Here is a 20,902-nt window from a genome sequence, read left to right as displayed (position 1 = left end):
GGTTTATTCCGGTTCAAAGCCCAGCATAAAGGTAAACCTTGCTGCATCTTTCATTGAACCATTTGGTGAAAACCTATCCAATCCTATGCCATAATCAAATCCAAGCAACCCAAACATCGGCAGGAAGAAGCGCATACCCAGTCCAACCGATCTTCTGAGCTTAAAAGGATTGTAATCTTTGATGTTAAACCAACCATTCGCAGCCTCATAGAATGCAAGCCCATAAATGGTACTGCTGGGGTTCAGGCTCAACGGATACCTGAGCTCCATGGTGTATTTGTTAAAAATTGTAAAATATTGTCTGGCCTGCTGCTGATCGGGGTTCACTTTGGGGTTTGAGTTATCATAAACCGGGTATCCGCGGTGTGCAATGATATCATACCCTAATAAAGCAAACTGGTTGCTCAAACCTGCATCACCCACCTGGAAACGTTCAAAGGGAGATATCTGCAGGTTCTTATTGAATTTACCCAGGAATCCAAATTTAGCAGAGGCGCGCAGTACAAACTGCTTGTTTCTGTCTTCACCATGGGGTCTGCCCAATGGCACAAACCACTCACCATTAAAGCGCCATTTATGGTACTCTACCCAACGATAAGGATTGGTAGCCGTAACAATGTTTTTATTAATCAGTGAGTAAGGTGGTGTTACCGCCAGACTCAGCATAAAGTTAGAACCCGAACGGGGGAACAAAGGTTGGTCAACAGAAGAACGCTGTAAAGCGATTCTGAAGTTAAAGTTGTGTACATTACCATTATCGAACCCGGGCAGGTTAATAGGATCGATGGCGTAATTGCTCAGCTTATAGCGGGTAAAGTTTAAACCCAGCGATAAAGAGAAAAAGTCATCCGGCCATTTTAACTGCTTGGCAAGGCTGATGGTAGCACCCGTTGTAGAGATAAAACTGGTATTGGAATAATTCGGATCGAAAAGACCTGTTGTAGGATTAAAAGTTTGTCCGAAACGGGTATTATAAATGCTAAAGGTCAGTGCATTTCTTTTCTTTCCTCCGAGCCAGGGCTCAGTAAATGAGAAGTTATAAGAACGGAAGGCTTTACCGTTACTCTGTACACGCAGGCTCAGTTTCTGACCATCACCCATTGGCAATGGATCCCAGGCCGATTTTTTCAGGATATTCCTGATAGAGAAGTTATTGAACGATACTCCCAGTGTTCCGGTCAAACCAATCATACCACCCCAACCGGCACTTAGTTCCAGCTGATCGCTCGATTTTTCTTCCACACTGTAGTTAATATCTACTGTTCCATCTTCAGGATTCGGAATAGGATTGATACCAATTTTTTCCTGGTTGAAATAATTCAACTGTGCAATCTCACGCTGTGAACGGATAAGATCTGTACGGCTGAATTTTTCTCCGGGAATGGTTCTCAGTTCACGACGGATCACGTGTTCCTTGGTTCTGTCGTTACCACTGATACGGATATTTTTAATAGTTGCCTGCGGCCCCTCAATGATTCTGATTTCGAAATCAATGGTATCATTATACACGGCTGTTTCAACAGGATCGGTACGGAAAAACAGGTAGCCATCATCCTGATAAATACCACTTATATCACCACCATCCGGTGAAGCAGACTTACCTAATTTTTTATTCAGCACATCGAGGTTATAAATATCTCCTTTTCTGATACCCAGAATGGCTGTTAAAATAGAATCAGAATATTTTGTATTACCTCTCCAGGTTATATTCCCAAAATAATACCTGCGGCCTTCATTTACTTTCAGGTCGATATTGAGGTTGCCTGCCTTATTAAAGTAAACCGTATCTTTTTCAATTACGGCATCGCGGTAACCGAGTGTATTATAGTAATCCAGTAAACTTTCTTTATCCTCGCTGAATTTCACCCTGTCGAATTTTGCCGACGATAATTTAATTCGTGCATAGGGGTCAAGTACTTTCTTGGTTTTACTGAGGGTAAGGAATCCTTTTTCTCGCCAATATTGCTCAAAATCATAGCGCTGAACGGTAACAATCTGTCCACTATCAAAAGATGGATTGAGTGTTAACCTTGATTTCTCCTTGGTACCCTTCAGTTGCTTCTTGAGTTTGGAAGCTTCTACAGTATTACCCCCAAAGTTGATATTGTTGATTTTTACTTTTGCACCTTTATTTATTACAAAATCGAGAATCAATGTATTCTCAAAAGTGGTATCTGTTCTCTCATCAATCCTTACAGTGGCATTCTGATAGCCTTTTTCACCATAAAATTTCTTGATGGCTTCCACTGCAGAAATTTTCATGTTTTCAGTGATTACCCGGTTACGCACAAGACCGGTTTTACCGGTGAGATCCTCAGATTCGCCTTTACGCACACCCTTGAAGAAAAAGCTGGATAAACGGGGACGCTCTGTTACGGCAATTTCAATTTCAATTTCCTTATCAACGAGTTTGGTAATGTATATTTCCACATCACTGAAATATCTTTCGTTCCAGAGTTTGGTAATGGCTTTTGAAAAAGCATCACCACCCGGTATACTGATTTCGTCGCCGATATTAATATTCGCTATGGAGATCAGGAGGTTTTCATCAAAAAATTTATTACCGGTAACCCTGATGGCTGCTACCTTATATTTTTTGGGCGTGCGTTGGTTGAAAATATTCAGCAGCTCGGCATCTACTGAAGTGATGATGGTATCCTTATTAGTTGTTGCCTGTGAATAAGCGAAATTGCCTACCAGTGATGATACTAAAGCCAACACGAAAAATTTGTACACTTTCTGCATCCGGTTTCTGTTTGTTCTTCAACTGGCTGATCTCTTGTTACAGCAGTCTCTGCAATGGTTTTGGGTTATCTAAACGGGGCAAATTAACGGGAATTATTAAAAGTCTTTGTTAAATCAACCACCTTATTTTCTGATTGGAAAGGATTTACATTTTTCTTAGGCAAGAGTCGTTTCATTTTGAATCTGTTCTCCGGTTTTACCAAACCGACGCTCCCGGGACTGAAAATCAAGGATGGCTTCATACAAATGCTCTTTTCTGAAGTCTGGCCAGCGGGTATTGGTAAAATACAATTCTGCATAAGCCAGCTGGTATAAGAGAAAATTACTGATTCTGTATTCGCCACTGGTACGTATCATGAGCTCCGGGTCGGGAAACTGGCTGGTAGACAGGTATTGCTGGAGAGTATCCTGATCAATGGTTTCCGGTGCAATTTTGCCTGATTGTACGTCCAATCCGATCTGTTTTACCGCATTAACCAATTCCCACCGGCTACTGTAACTCAGTGCCATCACCAGATTTAGTCCGGTATTGACTGCTGTCATTTCCAGTGCTTCATTCAGTTCTTTCCTGGCAAATTCGGGCAGCATCTGCATGTCACCAATTACGTGTAAGCGGATATTGTTCTTATTCAGGGTGGGAACTTCCTTACGGATGGTATCTACCAGTAAAGCCATTAAACCCTCCACTTCCTGTACCGGGCGGTCCCAGTTTTCGGTACTGAAAGCATACAGTGTAAGGTAACCTATGCCGAGTTCGGCGCAGCCTTCCACAATATTACGAACACTTTCCACGCCATGAAAATGGCCATATAACCGCTCCTGCCCCTTTTCTTCGGCCCAACGGCCATTACCATCCATAATGATGGCGATATGTTTTGGCAGGCGGTTTTTATCGATTTGTGCAATAAGTGCTGACTCCATGGTCGTTCTCTGCGATATTAAGGCTGCGAAATTAACAAAATCAATGGGTTGAAGGGATTTAATTGCGGGAAATATCGCCCCACCCCCCCTTTTCAGCCTAAAATACTGCTTAGCGGGTAGTAACCGTAGGACATTTATAGGACTGTAGACTGAAAGATACCCCTACTTTGAAGGTGGCAAAAGCATCTTTTTGCGGGCTATTACCCCGCTGACGGCCTTTTATGCCAATTGAAGTACCGGTTTCATAACTTCTGTCCTGCAGGAGGAACGCAGGCGAAGGCGATCCGTCAGGCAAGGGAGGAAAAGCATCCGGTGCATACTGACCGCTTACATCATCCAGATAATCGGTATTGGTAAAGCGGTAGGTCAGCTCACCAAAGAGGTTCATCTGTTCGTTCAATGCATATTTAAACCCTACTGTGAAAGGTATACTGATAGCAATGGGATTATAAGGTTTTAAATCAGGATACAAAGAGCTACCCTGACCCTCCGTTCCCAAAGGACGTAGCTGAACCTTTTCTCCGTTCAGGTAGGCATAAGGATCGTAAGAGAATACGCCCACTCCGATGCCTACATATGGTGTATAATGGTAGCCTTTAAAACCGGGTTGAAAGCGAAAGAAATTAAAATCACCGGCTACAGCCAGTTCCCATACATTGCTGTTGAAACTCAGGTTACGTCTGCGTTGGGCTGCGTTATCACTGTAAATATCTGAATATCCAAGCATGGCATAATCTGCTGATACACGAACGCCGATATAATTACTGATCTGTTTACGAAAAAAAAGACCCGCGGCAATTTTGGGTCGATTTACTTTGATATTGGGGTTGAGGTCACCAAAATAATGGGCAGCACCGATTGATACCCCTACTTCTCCCTGATGTACAAAACTTTCCATCAGCTGGGCTTTTGCCTGCTGTAAACCCATAAATAATGCCGCTGTAAAGATTACTTTTCTAACCATAAACTTATCGGGTGCTTACATCTCTGTAAAATAGCATCAAAAATTGTTAGTATAAAAGTTAATTTCTCTTTATTTCAAGGAAAGATATTACTACAAATCTCCGGCCAAAACACCGGAACGGATGTAATAAACAACTTTTATCGCAATCTGAAGATAAAGAACCTTCTCAAAACGATGCCTGAAGCGTAGAAAACAGCTACGAGCTATCGGCTCTGAGCCATGAGTGGTTATTTGATCGTCTTGGTTATAACGACAAGTTACGAATCTTGAAAAAATCAGCTCATAGCCCTTGTCTCAAGACTCAAAGCCTCCTCCGGTTCAATCAATTCCGCTTATCCAGCCCCCATGTTAGCTTACTGCGAAGGGTAGACAGGAAACTATTTTCATTGAGCCTTACCAGATTTACGGCGAATTTTTCCCGTCTAACGGCCAACTGAACGCTTTTATCTACAATTTCTCTTCTTGCATCCAATGCACAGATAAACTGATCGGCCCTACCTTCCACTTCAAAAGAAATCACGTTATTATCAGGTACAATAATGGGGCGTACATTCAGGTTATGGGGTGCAACAGGTGTTATTACAAAGCTGGCCGACTCAGGAAACAGAATCGGACCATTACAACTCAGGTTATAACCACTGGAACCCGTTGGGGTAGACACAATCAATCCATCTGCCCAGTAACTATTCAGGAACTCACCATTCAGGTAAGTATGAATTTTTATCATAGGGGAAATATCACGCTTATGAATGGCAAACTCATTGAGTGCAAAAGGCGCATCACCAAACAGCGGCTGGTTAGAGTCCAGGTGTATCAGGGTACGCTTATCTACTACAAATGTCCGGTTGATCAATGCATCTACGGCACTTCCCAGTTCTTCCGGGCTAATGCTCGCCAGAAAACCCAATCTTCCAAAATTTATACCCAGAATAGGAATGCCTGTATCACGCACCAGTGTAACTGCATCGAGTATGGTACCATCGCCACCCAGACTAATGAGGCAATCAATTTCTTCATTCAGGTCCTGTGAGCTGAAAAAGGGAATCAGTTTTTCAGCTTTTTGCAAAGGAACCTGCATGGTGGCTATCAGGGGCTGATAAATGTACACCTGCGTATCATATCTGTCCAGCTCATCAAGCAATACCATTAAGGGGTTACCCATATCAGCATCAAGCCCACGGCTATAAATAGCAATTTTCATGTTTGTTCATTTAAACTGTAGTCTGTAACATGCTACTTTTATTCACATGGCACTTCTGCTAAACCAGTTTTAAAAATCGTTCCTGCTTTGTAAATATAAGCCATTGCGACCCAGTTGGTTAAAGCTGTATTCGATTTTAAACACAAAATCATAGATCGAAACAATATCAAGTCCCAGTCCCCAGGTACGCAACAGTTTATTGTTCAGTGTATTGGACGGAAGAGGATTGGTATGATAACCATAACCCAGATCACCATAAGCTTTTAAGAAAAAGCGAATGGGAATTTTATCATGCGTTTTACTCGGGAATGGATTCCGCAGGATAAACCCAAATACTTTTTTATGAATACTGGTTTTTAAAATGCCTGCAGCCACACCATCTACCACATTGTATTCAAGACCACGCATCTGGTTAAAACCGTAGCCAATCAACCGCTGATTAAAATAGATGTTATTAAAAGGCAGTTTTAAAATACCCAATCCTTCCAGGTGTAAAAAACTGTTTTTCGAAATCGGCTTTGCATATACCATTCTGGCACTCGTGAGCCATAAGTTGGTATTTTTAGTAATACCCCGCTTATACAGACTCGCCTCCATCTGAAAACCCTTTGTCGGGTAAGGAATATAGTCTACATTATAATATTTATACTGGTAATTAAAATCTACATAACGAAACCTTGTAGCGCTTCCGGGAAAATAAGCGGGATTGAGTTTTAGAATAGTATCCGCAAGTTGTTCACTGTTATAAGCAATCCGGAAATAGTGCCTGTTACGAACATCCGGCCGGTATGAATAAGTAAAATCTGCCCGGGTAAATTTCCTTACAATATAATCCTGCCGACTGAACAATTGTTTATTATCACCGGTGGCATAATTGAGTTCCTTTTGTGTGGCACGTATAAAACCGATATTAAATCCCTGTTTTAATTTCTTATCAAAAAAAGGACGATCATAACGAACCGTAAATTGTTGCGTATAGCCATTGATGAACCAGATATCAAGGTTATCATTTCTGCCACTTACATTATTCTGTATAAATTTAAGTCCATAATTCACCCTTTCCAGGCTACGCTTCTGTTCCACCCACCACTGGTTAAAATTACGGTCTACCAGCCTGAAATAAGGTAAAGGGAAAAAATACCATCGTTCTTTTACATCAATATTTATGACAAGTACATTTCCTTTTTTCGCAGCTACATAAACATTTACATCTACAAAAAGCAAGGTATTCATAACCTGTTGTTTGGCCAGCGTGAGCATTTTCTCCAGATCGCCAGCTGCAAGCCTGTCACCTTTTTTAAAGGGCACTTCCCTAAGAATAATATATTCTTTGGTTTTTTTATTTCCGTTTACTTTGACTTCACCAATGAGCTGAAAAATACTTTTTGAAGCAACAAACTCTGAAAGGCTTTGCCCGGTTGAAAGTGTAGAATCCTGATCTTGTGCCAATAATGAACCGGCTAACAGTGTCAGACAAAAAAAGAAAAATAGCCTCATGCGCATCCCGGTTATTACAATCAGAGTTTGTAAAAATAGGGGAATCGATTATTTGAAGCCTTTTAAAATTAAATAACCTCTAAGGGTATAGGCTGCGGATGAATATATATTGCAATTTATGTGATTATACAAAGGGTTGATCTATGGATGGCGAAGGTTGAGAAAACCATTTAGGACCTGTTTCTGTCATATAAACACAGTCTTCATGACGAATACCGAATTCACCTACAATCGAAATATTCGGTTCAATACTAAAACACATGCCGGCTTGTAATAATAGTCTGTTCCCTTTCACCATATTACCCCATTCATGGCCATCCATTCCAATACCATGACCGGTACGATGTGGTAAACCGGGTAACTGATAACCTGGCCCAAAGCCAGCATCAGTAATCACCTTGCGGGCAGCGGCATCTACATTCTCGCAGGGAACACCCAGCTGAGCGGCTTTATAACCTGCAGTTTGTGCTGCTTTTTCGAGGTTCCAGATTTCCTGTTGACGTGCAGTCGGTGCGGCGCCGAATACAATGGTACGGCTGATATCAGATGAATAACCTTCTACCCTGCAACCACAATCCATCAATACAATATCTCCTTTTTTTAATTTTTGGGGCTGTGTGCTTCCATGCGGAAAGGCAGAAGCTTCTGCAAAATTTACCATAGCAAAATCGCTGCTGGCTCCAAATTTATTTTGTGCCGTAGCTACTATTTCTGAGAATTCTTTTGGCGATATGCCTTCATATAAACTATTGATACCGATTTTCATAGCTGCAATCGTAATATCAGTCGCTTTCTGCATCAGTGCTATTTCTGCCGGCGATTTAATGAGCCTGCAGGGAATGGTAACGGGATCACCGCTCACAAAACTGAATTGAGGAGCCAGTTTACGAATACCATCCATGATAAAAAAGCGCAAGGATTCCTCTACAGCCAGTGTACCACCTTTCACTCCCTTTAATTCCAGGGATTGTATGATTAACTGATAAGGACTTTCATCCTCCTGCCATGCATATACATCTTTACCCATTTTAATCAGCTCACGCAGGCGGTTTTCTTCAAAACCCGGACATATATAAAACACTTCTCCGGAAGCCGGAATAACCGCCACCATGGTTCTTTCACTTCTTCCCCAACGTATGCCGGTATAATAAACCATGGCAGTACCCGCATCAAGTATCAATGCCTGCATTTTGTTTTCAAGCAATAACTGCTGTGCTTTTTTAATTCTCAATTGCCGCTCTTCCACGGTTATCGGTTGTATGTCTTTTGTCATAGATTCCAGCTTATCGAGGTTCTTAGCTGGATCTTTAGTATCAGATGATGTTGTTGAGCAGGCTTTCAATCCGATTACTGCGCCAGTACTGGCTGTTACCACAGACAGGTTAATAAAAGCTCTTCTTTTCATACAGTATGATTATGAAAAGTTAAGTTAACGGAAGCGCTTATAGGAGTTATGCAGAATATTGACCGAAGGTTATCATATCTTATCCGAAAGAGAATATCTGTTGTTTATTAAATTTGTACACCCAGCATTTACAATATGAAGCTTTATATAAAAAACATGGTTTGTAGCCGTTGCAAAATGGTTGTACAGTCGCAACTGGAAAATGCGGGGCTTACACCTGTATCGATTGATCTTGGAGAAGTAGAAATTGAAGGCATGCTATCAGTAAACAAAAGAAAGGAATTAGATCATACTCTTCGCTCAGTAGGTTTTGAATTAATAGACGACAAAAAAAGTCAGACAATCGAAAAAATCAAAACATTGGTTATAAATCTTGTACATCACAAAAACGAGGATATTAAAACCAATCTTTCCACCTACATCACTTCAAAAATTCACCAGGATTATAATTACCTGAGTAATCTCTTTTCTGAAGTAGAAGGAACCACTATTGAAAAGTATTTTATTAGCCAGCGGATAGAAAGAGTCAAGGAACTACTGATGTATGACGAACTTTCTCTTTCACAAATAGCAGATCAACTAGGATACAGCAGTGTTGCTTATTTATCGAACCAGTTTAAGAAAACAACAGGCTTTACACCCAGTTATTTCAAAACATTAAAAGAACAGAAACGCAGGAATATAGAAGACCTGTAAATCTTACAAGAGCTTTACAAAATTCCATAACAGCAGCCGGAAACAGTGTGTCTAATTTTGCATTAAAATCAAGAATATGACACACACTTATACTGTTACCGGCATGACATGTAGTAGTTGCGAAGGCAAGGTAAAAAGTAGTTTACTGATGCTACCAAATGTTACTGCTGTTGAAGTATCAAAAGAAACCCAGACTGTAACTATTACCATGGAAAAACATATTGCACTTTCCGCACTTCAGCAGTCGTTGGATAAAAAATATACGATCAGTGCTTTGGAACATTCAGAGATTGCTGAACAAACAAAGAACTGGTTCGCTACTTATAAGCCCATTCTACTCATTTTTATTTATATAACAACCATCGCTGTTATCAGTAGCACTCTTACCGGGGTTGGTTTTAACTGGTTACAGGGTATGAATGTATTCATGGCTGGTTTCTTTCTGGTTTTCTCCTTTTTTAAAATGCTTGACCTTCAGGCTTTTGCAGAAAGCTATTCCATGTACGATATAATAGCCAAAAGAATCAAAACATGGGGATATCTATATGCCTTTATTGAACTCGCTTTGGGTATTGCGTATGCTACTAACTTTCAACCCATTATAACCAATACGATCACCTTAATTGTGATGACGGTAAGTATTATAGGTGTACTGGAGAGTGTATTTAATAAAAGAAAAATTCGTTGCGCCTGCCTGGGAGCGGTCTTTAATCTGCCCATGAGTACAGTTACCATTATTGAAGATGCTTTAATGATAGCCATGAGTGCGGCAATGCTTGTAATGATGTTATAATACCAGCAGATTAATTATATCTTTATATCGGTGAAGAAAATTTTTATCATATTAATGCTATTGATCTATGGTTCTGCAACCATGGGTGCCACTATTCACATGCATTATTGCATGAATAAATATGTGGGCGGGAGTTTATGGCATGGTAAAGATGATAATAAGTGTGGAAAATGCGGGATGAAGGAAAAGAAAGATGGTTGTTGCAAAGACAAACACAAACAGGTTAAGCTTACAACCGACCACCAGAAAACCGCTACACAATTTGTGGAACTTCCGGAACTACCCACTTTTGTTACTTCTTTGATTGATATTGTGGTAAGTGTATCATCTCTATCAATCAACTACCCTACATCAAATGGCCCGTCAAAAACGCTCCGAGGGCGTTTATATATACTGAATTGCGTTTTTTTAATTTGATACGCTAAGGTTTTCATATACATCCATACTATTCATGTATTGATGACCTTCTACCTATTAATCACGTTTAACAATTAAAAAAATGAAATCATTCATATTATTGGCATTTGCCGCCCTCTTTACAAATAATATAGCTTTTGCACAAATAGACAATAGCGTTACAGTAAGTGCAAAAATTTACGGTAACTGTGGTATGTGTAAAAACAGCATTGAAAAAGCCGCTGATAAAAAGAAAATATCGAAAGCAATCTGGGACAAGGATACCAAGCTGGCTAATATTACTTACAACAGTACGAAAACCAGCCTGGATGCCGTTTTAAAAGATATTGCACTCGCCGGTTATGATAACCAAAGTTTCCTGGCACCAGACGACGCATACAATAAACTACCTGAATGTTGCAAGTACAAAAGGGAAAATAAGCAACCAGCAGTCGCTCAGACCTTACAGCCTGCACCTTCATCTCACGAAAATCATGAAGAACATAATCAAAGCAAGCAAGACAATACAATAAAGTCTACCAACCAGTTGACAGCAGTATTCGACAGCTATTTTACCCTAAAAGATGCACTCGTAAAAACCGACGGCAACCAGGCTTCTGTTAAAGCTAAAGAATTGAAAACTGCTATTGAAGCGGTTAAAATGGATAAGCTTGGCATGGATGTGCATACCGTTTGGATGAAACTGGTAAACGGTTTAACAGAAGATGCTGAACATATTAACGAAACAAAAGACATAGCACACCAGCGCGACCATTTCATGAGACTTTCAAAAAATATGTACGAGTTGATGAAGGTTTCCAAAACCTCCGCCCCTGTGTATTACCAATTTTGCCCGATGGCCAATAATGGCAAAGGAGCCAACTGGTTAAGCAGGGAGGCGGGCATCAAAAACCCCTACTATGGGGCTCAGATGCTTACCTGCGGAAAAACAGTAGAGACCATTCAACAGTAATCACAAGCTGCAGGCTTCATGAGAAGCCTGCAGCCATCAATCTTACATAAATGAAATTTTTAAAATGGCTATACAAAAAGTTATTTATAAAAAGCTGCTGCCGTTAACTACGCTTTTTATTTTCTTACTATGCGCAGGGTATTCGCAAAAAGTGGTACGGTATGATCTCTATGTGAAAGATACGCTGGTAGCTTTTGCAGGAAAAGAAAAAAGGGCCATCGCCGTAAATGGACAGATACCTATGCCCACACTCAGTTTTACAGAAGGCGATACTGCTGAAATACACGTACATAATTTATTAAAAGAGGAAACATCGCTGCATTGGCATGGTCTATTCTTACCGAACAAGGAAGATGGTGTTCCCAATCTTACCCAAATGCCCATTAAGCCGGGCACTACACATATTTATAGGTTCCCGATTATACAGCATGGTACACATTGGTATCATAGCCATTCAGGCCTACAGGAGCAAATAGGTATGTATGGGTCTATGATACTTAACAAAAGATCGGCTGATATTGAAAAAAGAAAAGATGTGGATGGCTTGCCTACGGTTCCGTTAATACTGAGTGAGTGGACAAATTATAAACCTGACAACGTTCATCGCATGTTACACAATGCCACCGACTGGTTTGCACTAAAGAAGAATGCTGTGCAAAGTTATGGGGAAGCTATCGGAGCTGGTCATTTCAAAACAAAACTCAGGAACGAATGGAAGAGAATGCTGGCCATGGATGTGAGTGATGTGTATTATGACAAAATTCTCATGAACGGCAAACCCGAATCGGTTATTGACACCGTAGATGGTAAAAAACTAAAAGCAGGTGATAAAGTCCGGCTCAGAATTTCAAACGGTGCTGCTTCTTCCTATTTCTGGTTACGCTATGCAGGTGGAAAAATTACAGTGGTAGCCAATGATGGTAATGACGTAGTGCCTGTTGAGGTTGACCGGTTAATTATTGCAGTTTCTGAAACTTACGACATCGTTTTGAATATACCTGCCGAAGGTACCGCATACGAATTACTGGCTACTACGGAAGATCGTACCAATTCAGCATCTGTTTATATTGGTAGCGGTATCAAACAACTCATCTCTCCATTACCCAGACTCAAATATTTTGAGGGTATGAAGATGATGAATGATATGATGAAAATGAATGGTGACCTAGACGATATGGGAATGAATATGAGTTTGAACCAGATGGACATGAATGTAGTAATGTATCCGGAAATTACAGGAGAAGTCAAACCCAAACAGAAAGAGGATGATCCAAACCGCTATAATGCAAATGCATTATCTGATATTGTTACACTCAATTATGCAATGCTGAAAGCGCCGGAAAAAACAACATTGCCTGATGTACCTGTAAAAGTTTTACAATTTGAACTAACAGGTAATATGAACAGGTATGTGTGGAGCATGAACAACAAAGTAGTTTCGGAGACTGATAAAATTTTGGTGAAAAAAGGAGAAAATCTGCGACTCCTTATTTATAACGGTTCCATGATGCGTCACCCAATGCATTTACACGGGCACGATTTCAGGGTATTAAATGGGCAGGGTGAATATGCACCATTAAAAAATGTGATTGACATTATGCCCATGGAAACCGACACCTTGGAGTTTAATGCCAATGTAGAAGGTGACTGGTTTTTTCATTGTCATATTTTATATCACATGATGAGTGGCATGGGAAGGGTCTTTAGTTATAAGGATCAACAACCAAATCCTTTAATTCTCAATCCGAAGCTGGCGCAACGTAAATTGTTTGCAGACGACAGAAAAATGCATTTCATGTTTCAGAATGATGTTGCCACAAATGGTAATGACGGTGAAATGATGCTACAGAATACAAGGTGGAGCATTGGTACTGAGTGGCGACTTGGCTATAATGATATGCATGGCTATGAAACAGAAACTCATATTGGCCGTTATATCGGAAAAATGCAATGGCTTATGCCTTTCATAGGCTTCGATTGGCGCTACAGGAAAATGGGGCTCCACGCAGAAGAAAAAAACATGTTTGGGCAAAGCAACACCAAGGATAACAGGGCAGTAATTAGTGCCGGGTTAAATTACACCTTACCCATGCTGGTGCGTTTTCAGGGAGAGATATTTACAGACGGTATTGTTCGTCTTCAACTGATGCGGGAAGATATTCCCCTGACCAAAAGACTCCGTTTTGCTTTTATGGTGAATACGGATAAAGAATACATGACCGGGTTACATTATATTTTCAGTCGTGCGCTTGCCGTAAGAACTCATTATGACAGCGATATGGGCTTTGGCGCCGGATTTACATTTGCCTATTAATATTAGATAAAATAAAACCGGGTTATCTGTAGCAGTGAGTTTTACAGATAACCCGGTTTTGATATAGGTATTCGGTTTCTTTTTACATATTCAGGTAAGCCAGGAGATGATTATAATTCTCTTTCAATTCATTTGCATATTCCTCCTCCCCGAAATAATACCTTACCACATAATCATACCGCTGGAAAGTAGCCACTATATCAGATACTTCTATTTTATTGATTTTGATGGTTACAATAACAAGACCCGTATCTGTTTCAGGATAAGTGTTGAGTTGGGTAATATAGGCATCATTGGTTTCAACCAGGCGGCTGATTTCACCAAAAGAGAAATGTCGTTTATCTGTTTCCAGTACAATAACTCCACCCTTTTCATCATTACCCAAAAAATGCGATACATGGGCAAAAAGGGTTTTAGATGGAATAATGCCCTGTAGTTCCTGTTGCTCATTAATAACAGGTAGCATGGTAAGTTCGTGTTCTGCTATTTGTTTTACGGCTACCAGAAAATGTTCCTCTGTTTTTACAGAAATTTTTTTGAGCGACTGCTCCAGTGTTGCCACCAAAGTACCTTCGTCTGCATCAAGCAAATCATCTTTTTCAATAATGCCGGCAAATTTCTCTTCGCTGAGCACAGGGAGATGCAGCAGATCATAATCCTCCATAAGCTGCAATGCAAAAGAAACCTTATCAAAAAGATTGATAGAAGGAAATCCCGTATTAATTAACTGCGATGCGAGCATATAACAATCCTCCTCTTAAGTAAAATATACGCTTCTATGGCTATTAAGGTTGCGGAGCAACACTTAATTTATTCAAAAAACCATCCAGTATCTGGTTAAATTCTGCCGGCACTTCCATCATCGGGGCATGTCCGCATTTATCTACAAAATGTAACTCACTGTTTGGAATCAGACGATTGAATTCTTTCCCTACAAAAGGTGGTGTAATGGTATCATTATTACCCCAGATAAGCAGTGTAGGTTGTTTAATCTGGTTTAATTCTTCACCAAGATTATTTCTGATAGCACTTTTCGCCAGTGCAATGATCTTGATTACTTTAATACGGTTATTGGTAATTTCAAAAACCTCATCCACCAGTTCCTTGGTAGCCGTGTTGGGATCATAAAAAGTTAATTGTGTCTTCTTTTTAATATACTCGTAATCTCCACGTTTAGGATAGCTATCACCCATACCATTTTCAAACAATCCACTACTTCCCGTAAGAATTAACGATTTGATCTTTTCCGGATGCTTTAAAATATGCACCAATGCCACATGACCACCCAGCGAATTCCCCAGTAAATGAATACCGGTATACCCACGTGCCTCTATAAATTTTTGAACATATTTTTCAAGTCCACCTACTGAAGTATGAAAAATATCCAGGTCGAATAAGGGTAACATTGGTACCACTACTTTGTATCGCTGTCTGAAATGCTCAATCAGGTCACGGAAATTACTCAAAGCACCAAACAGTCCATGCAGCAATAACAATGGCTCTCCTTCACCTTCTTCGATGAACTTAAATTTATCCTGTTGTTTAATCTCGTAATTCATTAGGTTAGTTTCTTATGCAAGCGTTATGAACCGGTACAAATAAAAGAAAAACCATTTACAAATTCAGTAACGTTTGAACCTGGCAACAGATTGTTTTCCTTCTTCGCTAAAATACTGATTTCAGGGCAAAAACGAATGTTTAAATACTTGCAGATGTTATTGTACCGCTCCCTCTGTCTTACCTACACTTTCAAAAAAGCCTGTCAGACTCCCGAACATATCACTAAATAAAGGAATAAGTTTACCGATACCGTCAATGGCTTTGGGCCCCCAGGGCTGTATAAAACTATACACTTTTGATGCTGCTATCGTATTTTGATCAAACAGATGGAGTTTTTCGGCAAAAAATAATACCACACTTAATACCAACATATAAAGAATGGCATAGAGTACCACACCTGCCAGTTTATTCAGCCAGCCCAGTAATACCAGTTCGGCCATTTTCTGCAGGGCATTGGCACCCAGTCTGATCAATATTACCACCACAATCATCACCAGTGCAAAGGATATAAAAGGTAGCCAGGATTGTGATACAGAGGTATGCTCACCCAACTGTTTAGCCACATATACCGAAAGTTTCATAGCAGCAGCCAACCCTACTATGATAGATACCAGAGAGAATACAGCCACAATGAGTCCGTTCCGATAACCCTTAAAAAGAGCGAGAACCATGCAGATGATGAAGATGATGTCGATTAGCATAGAATGGTGAATGGTCAATGGTTAATGGTCAATGGTGAACCTATCATATTCACCATTGACCATTCACCATTCACATATTTAGCTCCCGGCCAATAATTCTTTTACCACAGCTGAGATGGTTTTGCCATCTGCCTGACCGGCAAGTTGTTTGCTGGCTGTACCCATTACTTTACCCATATCCTGCGGACCTGTAGCGCCTACAGCAGTGATAATCCCGGCTATGATCGTTTTCAGTTCAGCGGCATCCAGTTGTTTAGGTAAGAACTGCTCAATCACACTGATTTCTTCCTGTTCTTTCTGTGCAAGATCTGTACGGTTCTGCTGCTGGAATATTTCAAGTGAATCTTTTCTTTGCTTTACCAGTTTCTGTAAAAGTTTAAGTTCACCATCTTCAGAAACCTGCCCGTTTGCACCGGGTTCTGTTTTGGCCTTAATAATTTCAGCTTTAATGGCACGGAGACCACGCAGCAAAGCTTCATCTTTCGACTTCATGGCTTCTTTCATGCCCGCCATTACTTTTTCTTCTAAGCTCATATCGGTAGGTTTTATTGGTTAGCTTTTATTTGGCTGTCCCTGAATTTTTTGATGAAGTCTTTGGCAAATTTTTTCATGTCCTCTACCATCTCTGTCTGTTGAGTTGCTCTTCCATAAGTATCTGCCATTCCCATCAGGGTCTGGTAATAGAAATCTGCCATTTCATCAACCATCATATCCTTGGTCCAAAGATCAATACGAAGCGCTGATTTGTCGGCTGCGTCCCAGAAAGCCAGCATCATGGCCCTGGCCTGTTGTGCCATATCTGCGGTGCTGTCTGAGGCACTCCATTCTATATTCTGCGGCACTTTTTGCTCATCTAATTGAACGCCGATGGTTATTGTTGACTGATGCATAGTTATGATGTATAAATGAGGCGCAAAAATAGGATTAAATGGAGAGATTTCAGGAACCTTTACCTGCTTACAGCCGCCGCTTCCAGCTCTTTGTAAACCGATTGGGCAGTTTCATCCCAACTAAATGCCTTTGCCCTTTGCAGACCTTTTTCTACAAATGCATTCCGGATGCTTTCGTTTCGGTATAAGGCAATCATTTCTTTACCCATTGCTTCATAGTTAGAAGGATCGGTAAGTATGGCTGCATCACCGGCAACTTCCGGCATACTGCTGGTATTGGAGCAAATAACCGGTACACCTGCCTGCATAGCTTCGAGTATGGGCAAACCAAAACCTTCGAACCAGGAAGGATATACCAGCGCATAAGCTGCCGCTGTTACCCGCTGTAATTGCGTTTCAGGTAAATATCCAAGCAAGAGCACATCTTCCCTGTATTTATAGGTTTTCAATTTTTCCAGTAAATCCTCATATTGCCAGGCCATTCTGCCCGCCACCAGTAATTTCATATTACTGTGCTGCCATTTTTTAAAATGTGAAAAGGCTTTCAGCAGTGTTATTAGATTTTTACGTGGATGTATACCGCCTACAAACAGAAAATATTCCCTTCCATCTGCATAACCATCTTTTACAGCCTGTTTTTCTTCCCATTCCAAAGGAACAAAGCCTTGTCTGGCAGCTCCGGGTATCACCACCATCTTACCATCGCCAACACGATAGGTTTTGGCAATGTCCTCTTTTGAAAAATTGGATACCGTAATCAGTTTTTGGGCTTTTTTAATAAAAGCAGGCGTAAACCAACGGTAGTATAAACGCTGGTACCAGCTTATATAAGCGGGATAATGTTTGAAAGCCAGGTCATGAATCATCAGTACCTGTGGAACACGGCTGGTGATACTGCAAAAACCATAGGGTTGAAACCATACATCAGCTTTCCATCCTTTTACGGCAGCGGTTGCCTTTACATCATACCAATATTTAAAACTCAATGGATGCCTGGCAGCCGGTGTTACCAATAGCCGGGTAATATTGGGCTGATCAAAAAAGTTGTCATCCCATGGCCGGTCATACAACAATAGAAATTCATCGTTAGGGTGTTTCGAAATAATTCGTTGTATGACTTCAGCCGTATAATGGCCATAACCTTCCATCGGATTGTTCTGCAGAAATATGGCGTTAATAGCGATGCGCATAAACCACAAAAGTAGAGGCTTTAATTGTTAAAACTTTTTTTCATTGCAAAACAAAAACCATTTATATATATAATTGCTATATATAATATGGCTAATGTCTGGTTAAGCACACATAGCTGAACACAAAGGATATCCCGCTATCGGCAAAGGAATCCGGTCAGCCAGACTAAATTAAATCTAAGTAATTGTAAAGACGTAGGCAACCCTTTTCTTTTTTATGCATTTATCATTTAGTAAAGCAATTCGGACGAATGGAATTATCTGTACTCATAAATGATTGCAAAAAGGCTGAAATAATTGCGCAGAAAAAGTTGTATGATCTTTTTGCTGTTCGACTATTTCTCATTTGCAGACGATACCTTAAAACTGATGTAGAAGCAGAAGATATGTTACAAAACGGGTTTTTAAAAATATATACCTCTCTACATACATTCAGGTATACTACAGATAATGCCTTTATTGCCTGGATGAAAAAGATTATGGTGAATGAATGTTTACAGGAATTAAGAAAGAAGAACAATTTTTTCCTTGTGGCAGAAGAAACAGCACATGAGATTGTTGAAGAAAACGGTATTATAAGTCAATTGTCTACAGAAGAAATCTTTCGTTTGATTACCAGCATGCCAATTGGCTATAGAACTGTTTTCAATTTGTATGTTATTGAGGGATATAGTCATCAGGAAATAGCTGATATACTTCAGATTACAAACGGAACAAGTAAAAGTCAGCTGAATAAAGCAAGAAAAATGTTACAGGATTTAATCAAAAATGCCAACCAGTATGTCTCAGTTAATGCAAGATAAAATCATTCAATCAGCGATAGAAGGTCTGGAACATTTACCTGCTGATATACATTTTAACAGCCATAAAACATGGGCTGAGCTTTCTACACAACTACCTTTAAAAAAGGGTTCGGTAAAATATTGGCAATATGCTGCTGTATTTATTGTATTAATACTTACAACATTCTTTTTATTAGAGCATAAGTCTGAACAAAAACAAAGTATATCTAAAAGTTCGCAACCATATAAGAAATCATCTATTGAAGAATTAAAAACGATCATACCTGAAAAAATACAGTTGAGGGAAGTAGTTACACATTCTTCACAAATGAAAAAAGAGCCTCCCGTAAATACAGATAGTATTTTAAAAGATATCGTTATAACTTCAGTTGAGGTGCCAACCCCAATTGAGGCAACTGATCCTACTACCAGTACTATACAACAAGTAAGCGAAACAAATCAAACAGCAATACTAACTGTTCAGAAAGCAAGTCCTAAAAAATATAGAATCGTTCATCTAAACGAACTAACTCCTTTCAGCATCTCAACAGAAGAGGCAAAAATGCTTAGTAAAAATGAATTAAAAAAAATCATACCGAAAACAGACCTTTCTGAAACGCAGGATGCTGTAGAACTACCCGCTAAACAGTTTTTATTCTTTAAGAAAACGCCGCTCATAAACCATACCATTACTATTTCAGACAATTAATTTACCATGAAAAAAATCATTGTATGCTTCCTGTTACTAACAGGAACAGTCCAACTTTTGCCCGCACAGTATAGAGATTTACCCAACAGAAGTGAAAGTATTTTCGACAATCCACCTCCTGGTAAATCAAACGCTCATTTTGTATTCTATTTATCAAAAAATATCAGGATAGGGCTTGAATTCGAATATATTTCACAGCTAGAACAGTTGCCTGATCTGGATTCTTTGGTAAAAGTTGCTGCTTCAATGCTCGATCCTTTAAGCGACTCGCTTAAAGCAGATGGTATAGTAAGAAGAGTGGATGTTGTATTAACAGATCTTATTCCGAAAATAAGACTCATTTCACACCCCGAATTCACCAATACGTATACCATTAAAGATCAGGAGTTAATGCAATTAAAAATCAATCAGGATACCATTCGTATTATTGGCCTTTCGAAAAGCAGAGCCGCCTGGAATGTTATGGATGTAAATGGGAAAAAAAGCATACAGCTACGTCCTTCTCTTTTTTCTGTAACTATCATTACAAATAATATTGCTGATATTGCAACCATTGAGCCTGATGCTTTACAAAAATGTGTTGCCAGTTTACAACAAAAAGTAGAGAAATTCTACAAACGTGATAAACTGAACTCGCCATCATATAACTACAGGGCTAGTTTTAATATGTTGACCGGAAAAATGTTTTCACCCATAAATGATAGCTATATTCCTACAGGGTATGAAAAAATTTCGCCGGTTCTAGGTTTTTCACTGACAGCTGTACGCGGATCTATTGCGCCTTCTATCCAGGCAGGAATTGCTTTCAACACAGGTAATAACTATTTCAATAATAGTTTCAGGTTTTATATTGAAAGACAATACTTTTTTTCGAGAGATGCATCGAACAAACTTAATACGGATGCTAATATTTTTGCTGTTGCACAGCTTACGCAAACAGAAAAAAACCGCTCAGGAAACAATTTATATTTTGCAGGTAATCTTAGTATTGGCTATCTGGTGTCAAGAAAAGGTAATTGGTATGAGCCTTCCACATTAAGAATCGGACTTCCAGTACTAAAAAACAAACACCTATCCATAGAGCCTCAACTGGTATTCAATGGATGGTTTAAGAATCTATCGCCTTCGATCAAGTTTAGCTTCAACTTTTAAACACTTTTACCGG

General features: G+C 39.8%; 20 protein-coding genes. 8 read left to right on the top strand and 12 right to left on the bottom strand.

Annotated elements, in window-relative coordinates; genetic code table 11:
* Positions 1–3 precede the first annotated feature (3 nt).
* The 6 genes from BC659_RS08160 to BC659_RS08135 all read right to left on the bottom strand — a co-directional run bounded on the left by BC659_RS08160 (position 4) and on the right by BC659_RS08135 (position 8,733).
* Complete coding sequence (locus tag BC659_RS08160) at positions 4–2,745, bottom strand: BamA/OMP85 family outer membrane protein (protein WP_133474226.1); 2,742 nt, start codon at positions 2,743–2,745, stop codon at positions 4–6.
* A gap of 156 nt (positions 2,746–2,901) precedes the next feature.
* Positions 2,902–3,666: an undecaprenyl pyrophosphate synthase gene (locus BC659_RS08155; RefSeq protein WP_211340753.1), complete on the bottom strand. Its 765-nt coding sequence runs from the start codon at positions 3,664–3,666 to the stop codon at positions 2,902–2,904.
* Between the two features lie 109 nt (positions 3,667–3,775).
* The gene (porG, locus tag BC659_RS08150) at positions 3,776–4,630 is read right to left on the bottom strand and encodes a type IX secretion system protein PorG (protein WP_133474224.1); all 855 of its coding nucleotides are present in this window, start codon (positions 4,628–4,630) and stop codon (positions 3,776–3,778) included.
* Between the two features lie 322 nt (positions 4,631–4,952).
* Entirely contained in the window at positions 4,953–5,831 is an 879-nt protein-coding gene (locus BC659_RS08145) for an NAD kinase (protein ID WP_133474223.1), read from the bottom strand.
* 69 nt (positions 5,832–5,900) lie between these two features.
* Complete coding sequence (locus BC659_RS08140) at positions 5,901–7,328, bottom strand: POTRA domain-containing protein (RefSeq protein WP_162847391.1); 1,428 nt, start codon at positions 7,326–7,328, stop codon at positions 5,901–5,903.
* A 124-nt stretch (positions 7,329–7,452) separates the two neighbouring features.
* Positions 7,453–8,733 (bottom strand): M24 family metallopeptidase, encoded by a 1,281-nt coding sequence (locus BC659_RS08135; RefSeq protein WP_133474221.1) that lies wholly within the window; start codon positions 8,731–8,733, stop codon positions 7,453–7,455.
* Between the two features lie 135 nt (positions 8,734–8,868).
* Here BC659_RS08135 and BC659_RS08130 point away from each other — a divergent pair, with 135 nt between their 5' ends.
* From BC659_RS08130 to BC659_RS08110, 5 genes are all read left to right on the top strand, one after another.
* Positions 8,869–9,429, top strand: a complete 561-nt coding sequence (locus tag BC659_RS08130) for a helix-turn-helix domain-containing protein (protein WP_133474220.1) — start codon at positions 8,869–8,871, stop codon at positions 9,427–9,429.
* Between the two features lie 76 nt (positions 9,430–9,505).
* Positions 9,506–10,222 carry a heavy-metal-associated domain-containing protein gene (locus BC659_RS08125; protein ID WP_133474219.1) on the top strand — a complete coding sequence of 239 codons (717 nt, stop codon included), beginning with the start codon at positions 9,506–9,508 and terminating at the stop codon, positions 10,220–10,222.
* 30 nt (positions 10,223–10,252) lie between these two features.
* Positions 10,253–10,639 carry an HYC_CC_PP family protein gene (locus BC659_RS08120; protein ID WP_484346118.1) on the top strand — a complete coding sequence of 129 codons (387 nt, stop codon included), beginning with the start codon at positions 10,253–10,255 and terminating at the stop codon, positions 10,637–10,639.
* 82 nt (positions 10,640–10,721) lie between these two features.
* Positions 10,722–11,591, top strand: a complete 870-nt coding sequence (locus BC659_RS08115; RefSeq protein ID WP_133474217.1) for a DUF3347 domain-containing protein — start codon at positions 10,722–10,724, stop codon at positions 11,589–11,591.
* Positions 11,592–11,655: 64 nt separating this feature from the next.
* Entirely contained in the window at positions 11,656–13,905 is a 2,250-nt protein-coding gene (locus BC659_RS08110; protein ID WP_133474216.1) for a multicopper oxidase family protein, read from the top strand.
* Between the two features lie 82 nt (positions 13,906–13,987).
* Here the strand turns inward: BC659_RS08110 and BC659_RS08105 are convergent, their stop codons facing one another.
* The 6 genes from BC659_RS08105 to BC659_RS08080 form a co-directional block, all read right to left on the bottom strand.
* Positions 13,988–14,647, bottom strand: a complete 660-nt coding sequence (locus BC659_RS08105; RefSeq protein WP_133474215.1) for a CBS domain-containing protein — start codon at positions 14,645–14,647, stop codon at positions 13,988–13,990.
* A 43-nt stretch (positions 14,648–14,690) separates the two neighbouring features.
* Positions 14,691–15,464 (bottom strand): alpha/beta fold hydrolase, encoded by a 774-nt coding sequence (locus tag BC659_RS08100; RefSeq protein WP_133474214.1) that lies wholly within the window; start codon positions 15,462–15,464, stop codon positions 14,691–14,693.
* Positions 15,465–15,620: 156 nt separating this feature from the next.
* A complete protein-coding gene (locus tag BC659_RS08095; RefSeq protein WP_133474213.1) occupies positions 15,621–16,166 on the bottom strand; it encodes a CvpA family protein in 546 nt (181 codons plus the stop codon).
* Positions 16,167–16,244: 78 nt separating this feature from the next.
* Complete coding sequence (locus BC659_RS08090) at positions 16,245–16,700, bottom strand: GatB/YqeY domain-containing protein (RefSeq protein ID WP_133474212.1); 456 nt, start codon at positions 16,698–16,700, stop codon at positions 16,245–16,247.
* A gap of 11 nt (positions 16,701–16,711) precedes the next feature.
* The gene (gene gldC, locus BC659_RS08085; RefSeq protein WP_133474211.1) at positions 16,712–17,056 is read right to left on the bottom strand and encodes a gliding motility protein GldC; all 345 of its coding nucleotides are present in this window, start codon (positions 17,054–17,056) and stop codon (positions 16,712–16,714) included.
* Positions 17,057–17,115: 59 nt separating this feature from the next.
* A complete protein-coding gene (locus tag BC659_RS08080; RefSeq protein ID WP_133474210.1) occupies positions 17,116–18,246 on the bottom strand; it encodes a glycosyltransferase family 4 protein in 1,131 nt (376 codons plus the stop codon).
* 251 nt (positions 18,247–18,497) lie between these two features.
* Between BC659_RS08080 and BC659_RS08075 the strand changes: the two genes are divergently transcribed.
* Genes BC659_RS08075 through BC659_RS08065 form a run of 3 tightly spaced genes read left to right on the top strand, consistent with a single transcriptional unit; the run spans position 18,498 to position 20,889 of the window.
* Positions 18,498–19,049, top strand: coding sequence for an RNA polymerase sigma factor (locus BC659_RS08075; protein WP_133474209.1), 552 nt, complete (start codon positions 18,498–18,500; stop codon positions 19,047–19,049).
* Positions 19,027–19,737, top strand: a complete 711-nt coding sequence (locus tag BC659_RS08070) for a hypothetical protein (protein ID WP_133474208.1) — start codon at positions 19,027–19,029, stop codon at positions 19,735–19,737. Before BC659_RS08075 ends, BC659_RS08070 begins: the two co-directional genes overlap by 23 nt.
* Before the next feature lie 6 nt (positions 19,738–19,743).
* On the top strand, positions 19,744–20,889 hold the full coding sequence (locus BC659_RS08065; protein ID WP_133474207.1) for a hypothetical protein: 1,146 nt from the start codon (positions 19,744–19,746) through the stop codon (positions 20,887–20,889).
* Positions 20,890–20,902: the final 13 nt, after the last annotated feature.

Source organism: Sediminibacterium goheungense (assembly GCF_004361915.1).
Classification (GTDB): Bacteria; Bacteroidota; Bacteroidia; order Chitinophagales; family Chitinophagaceae; genus Sediminibacterium; species Sediminibacterium goheungense.
The sequence above is the reverse complement of the archived record's forward strand: the minus strand, read 5'-3'. Positions and strand labels throughout refer to the sequence as shown.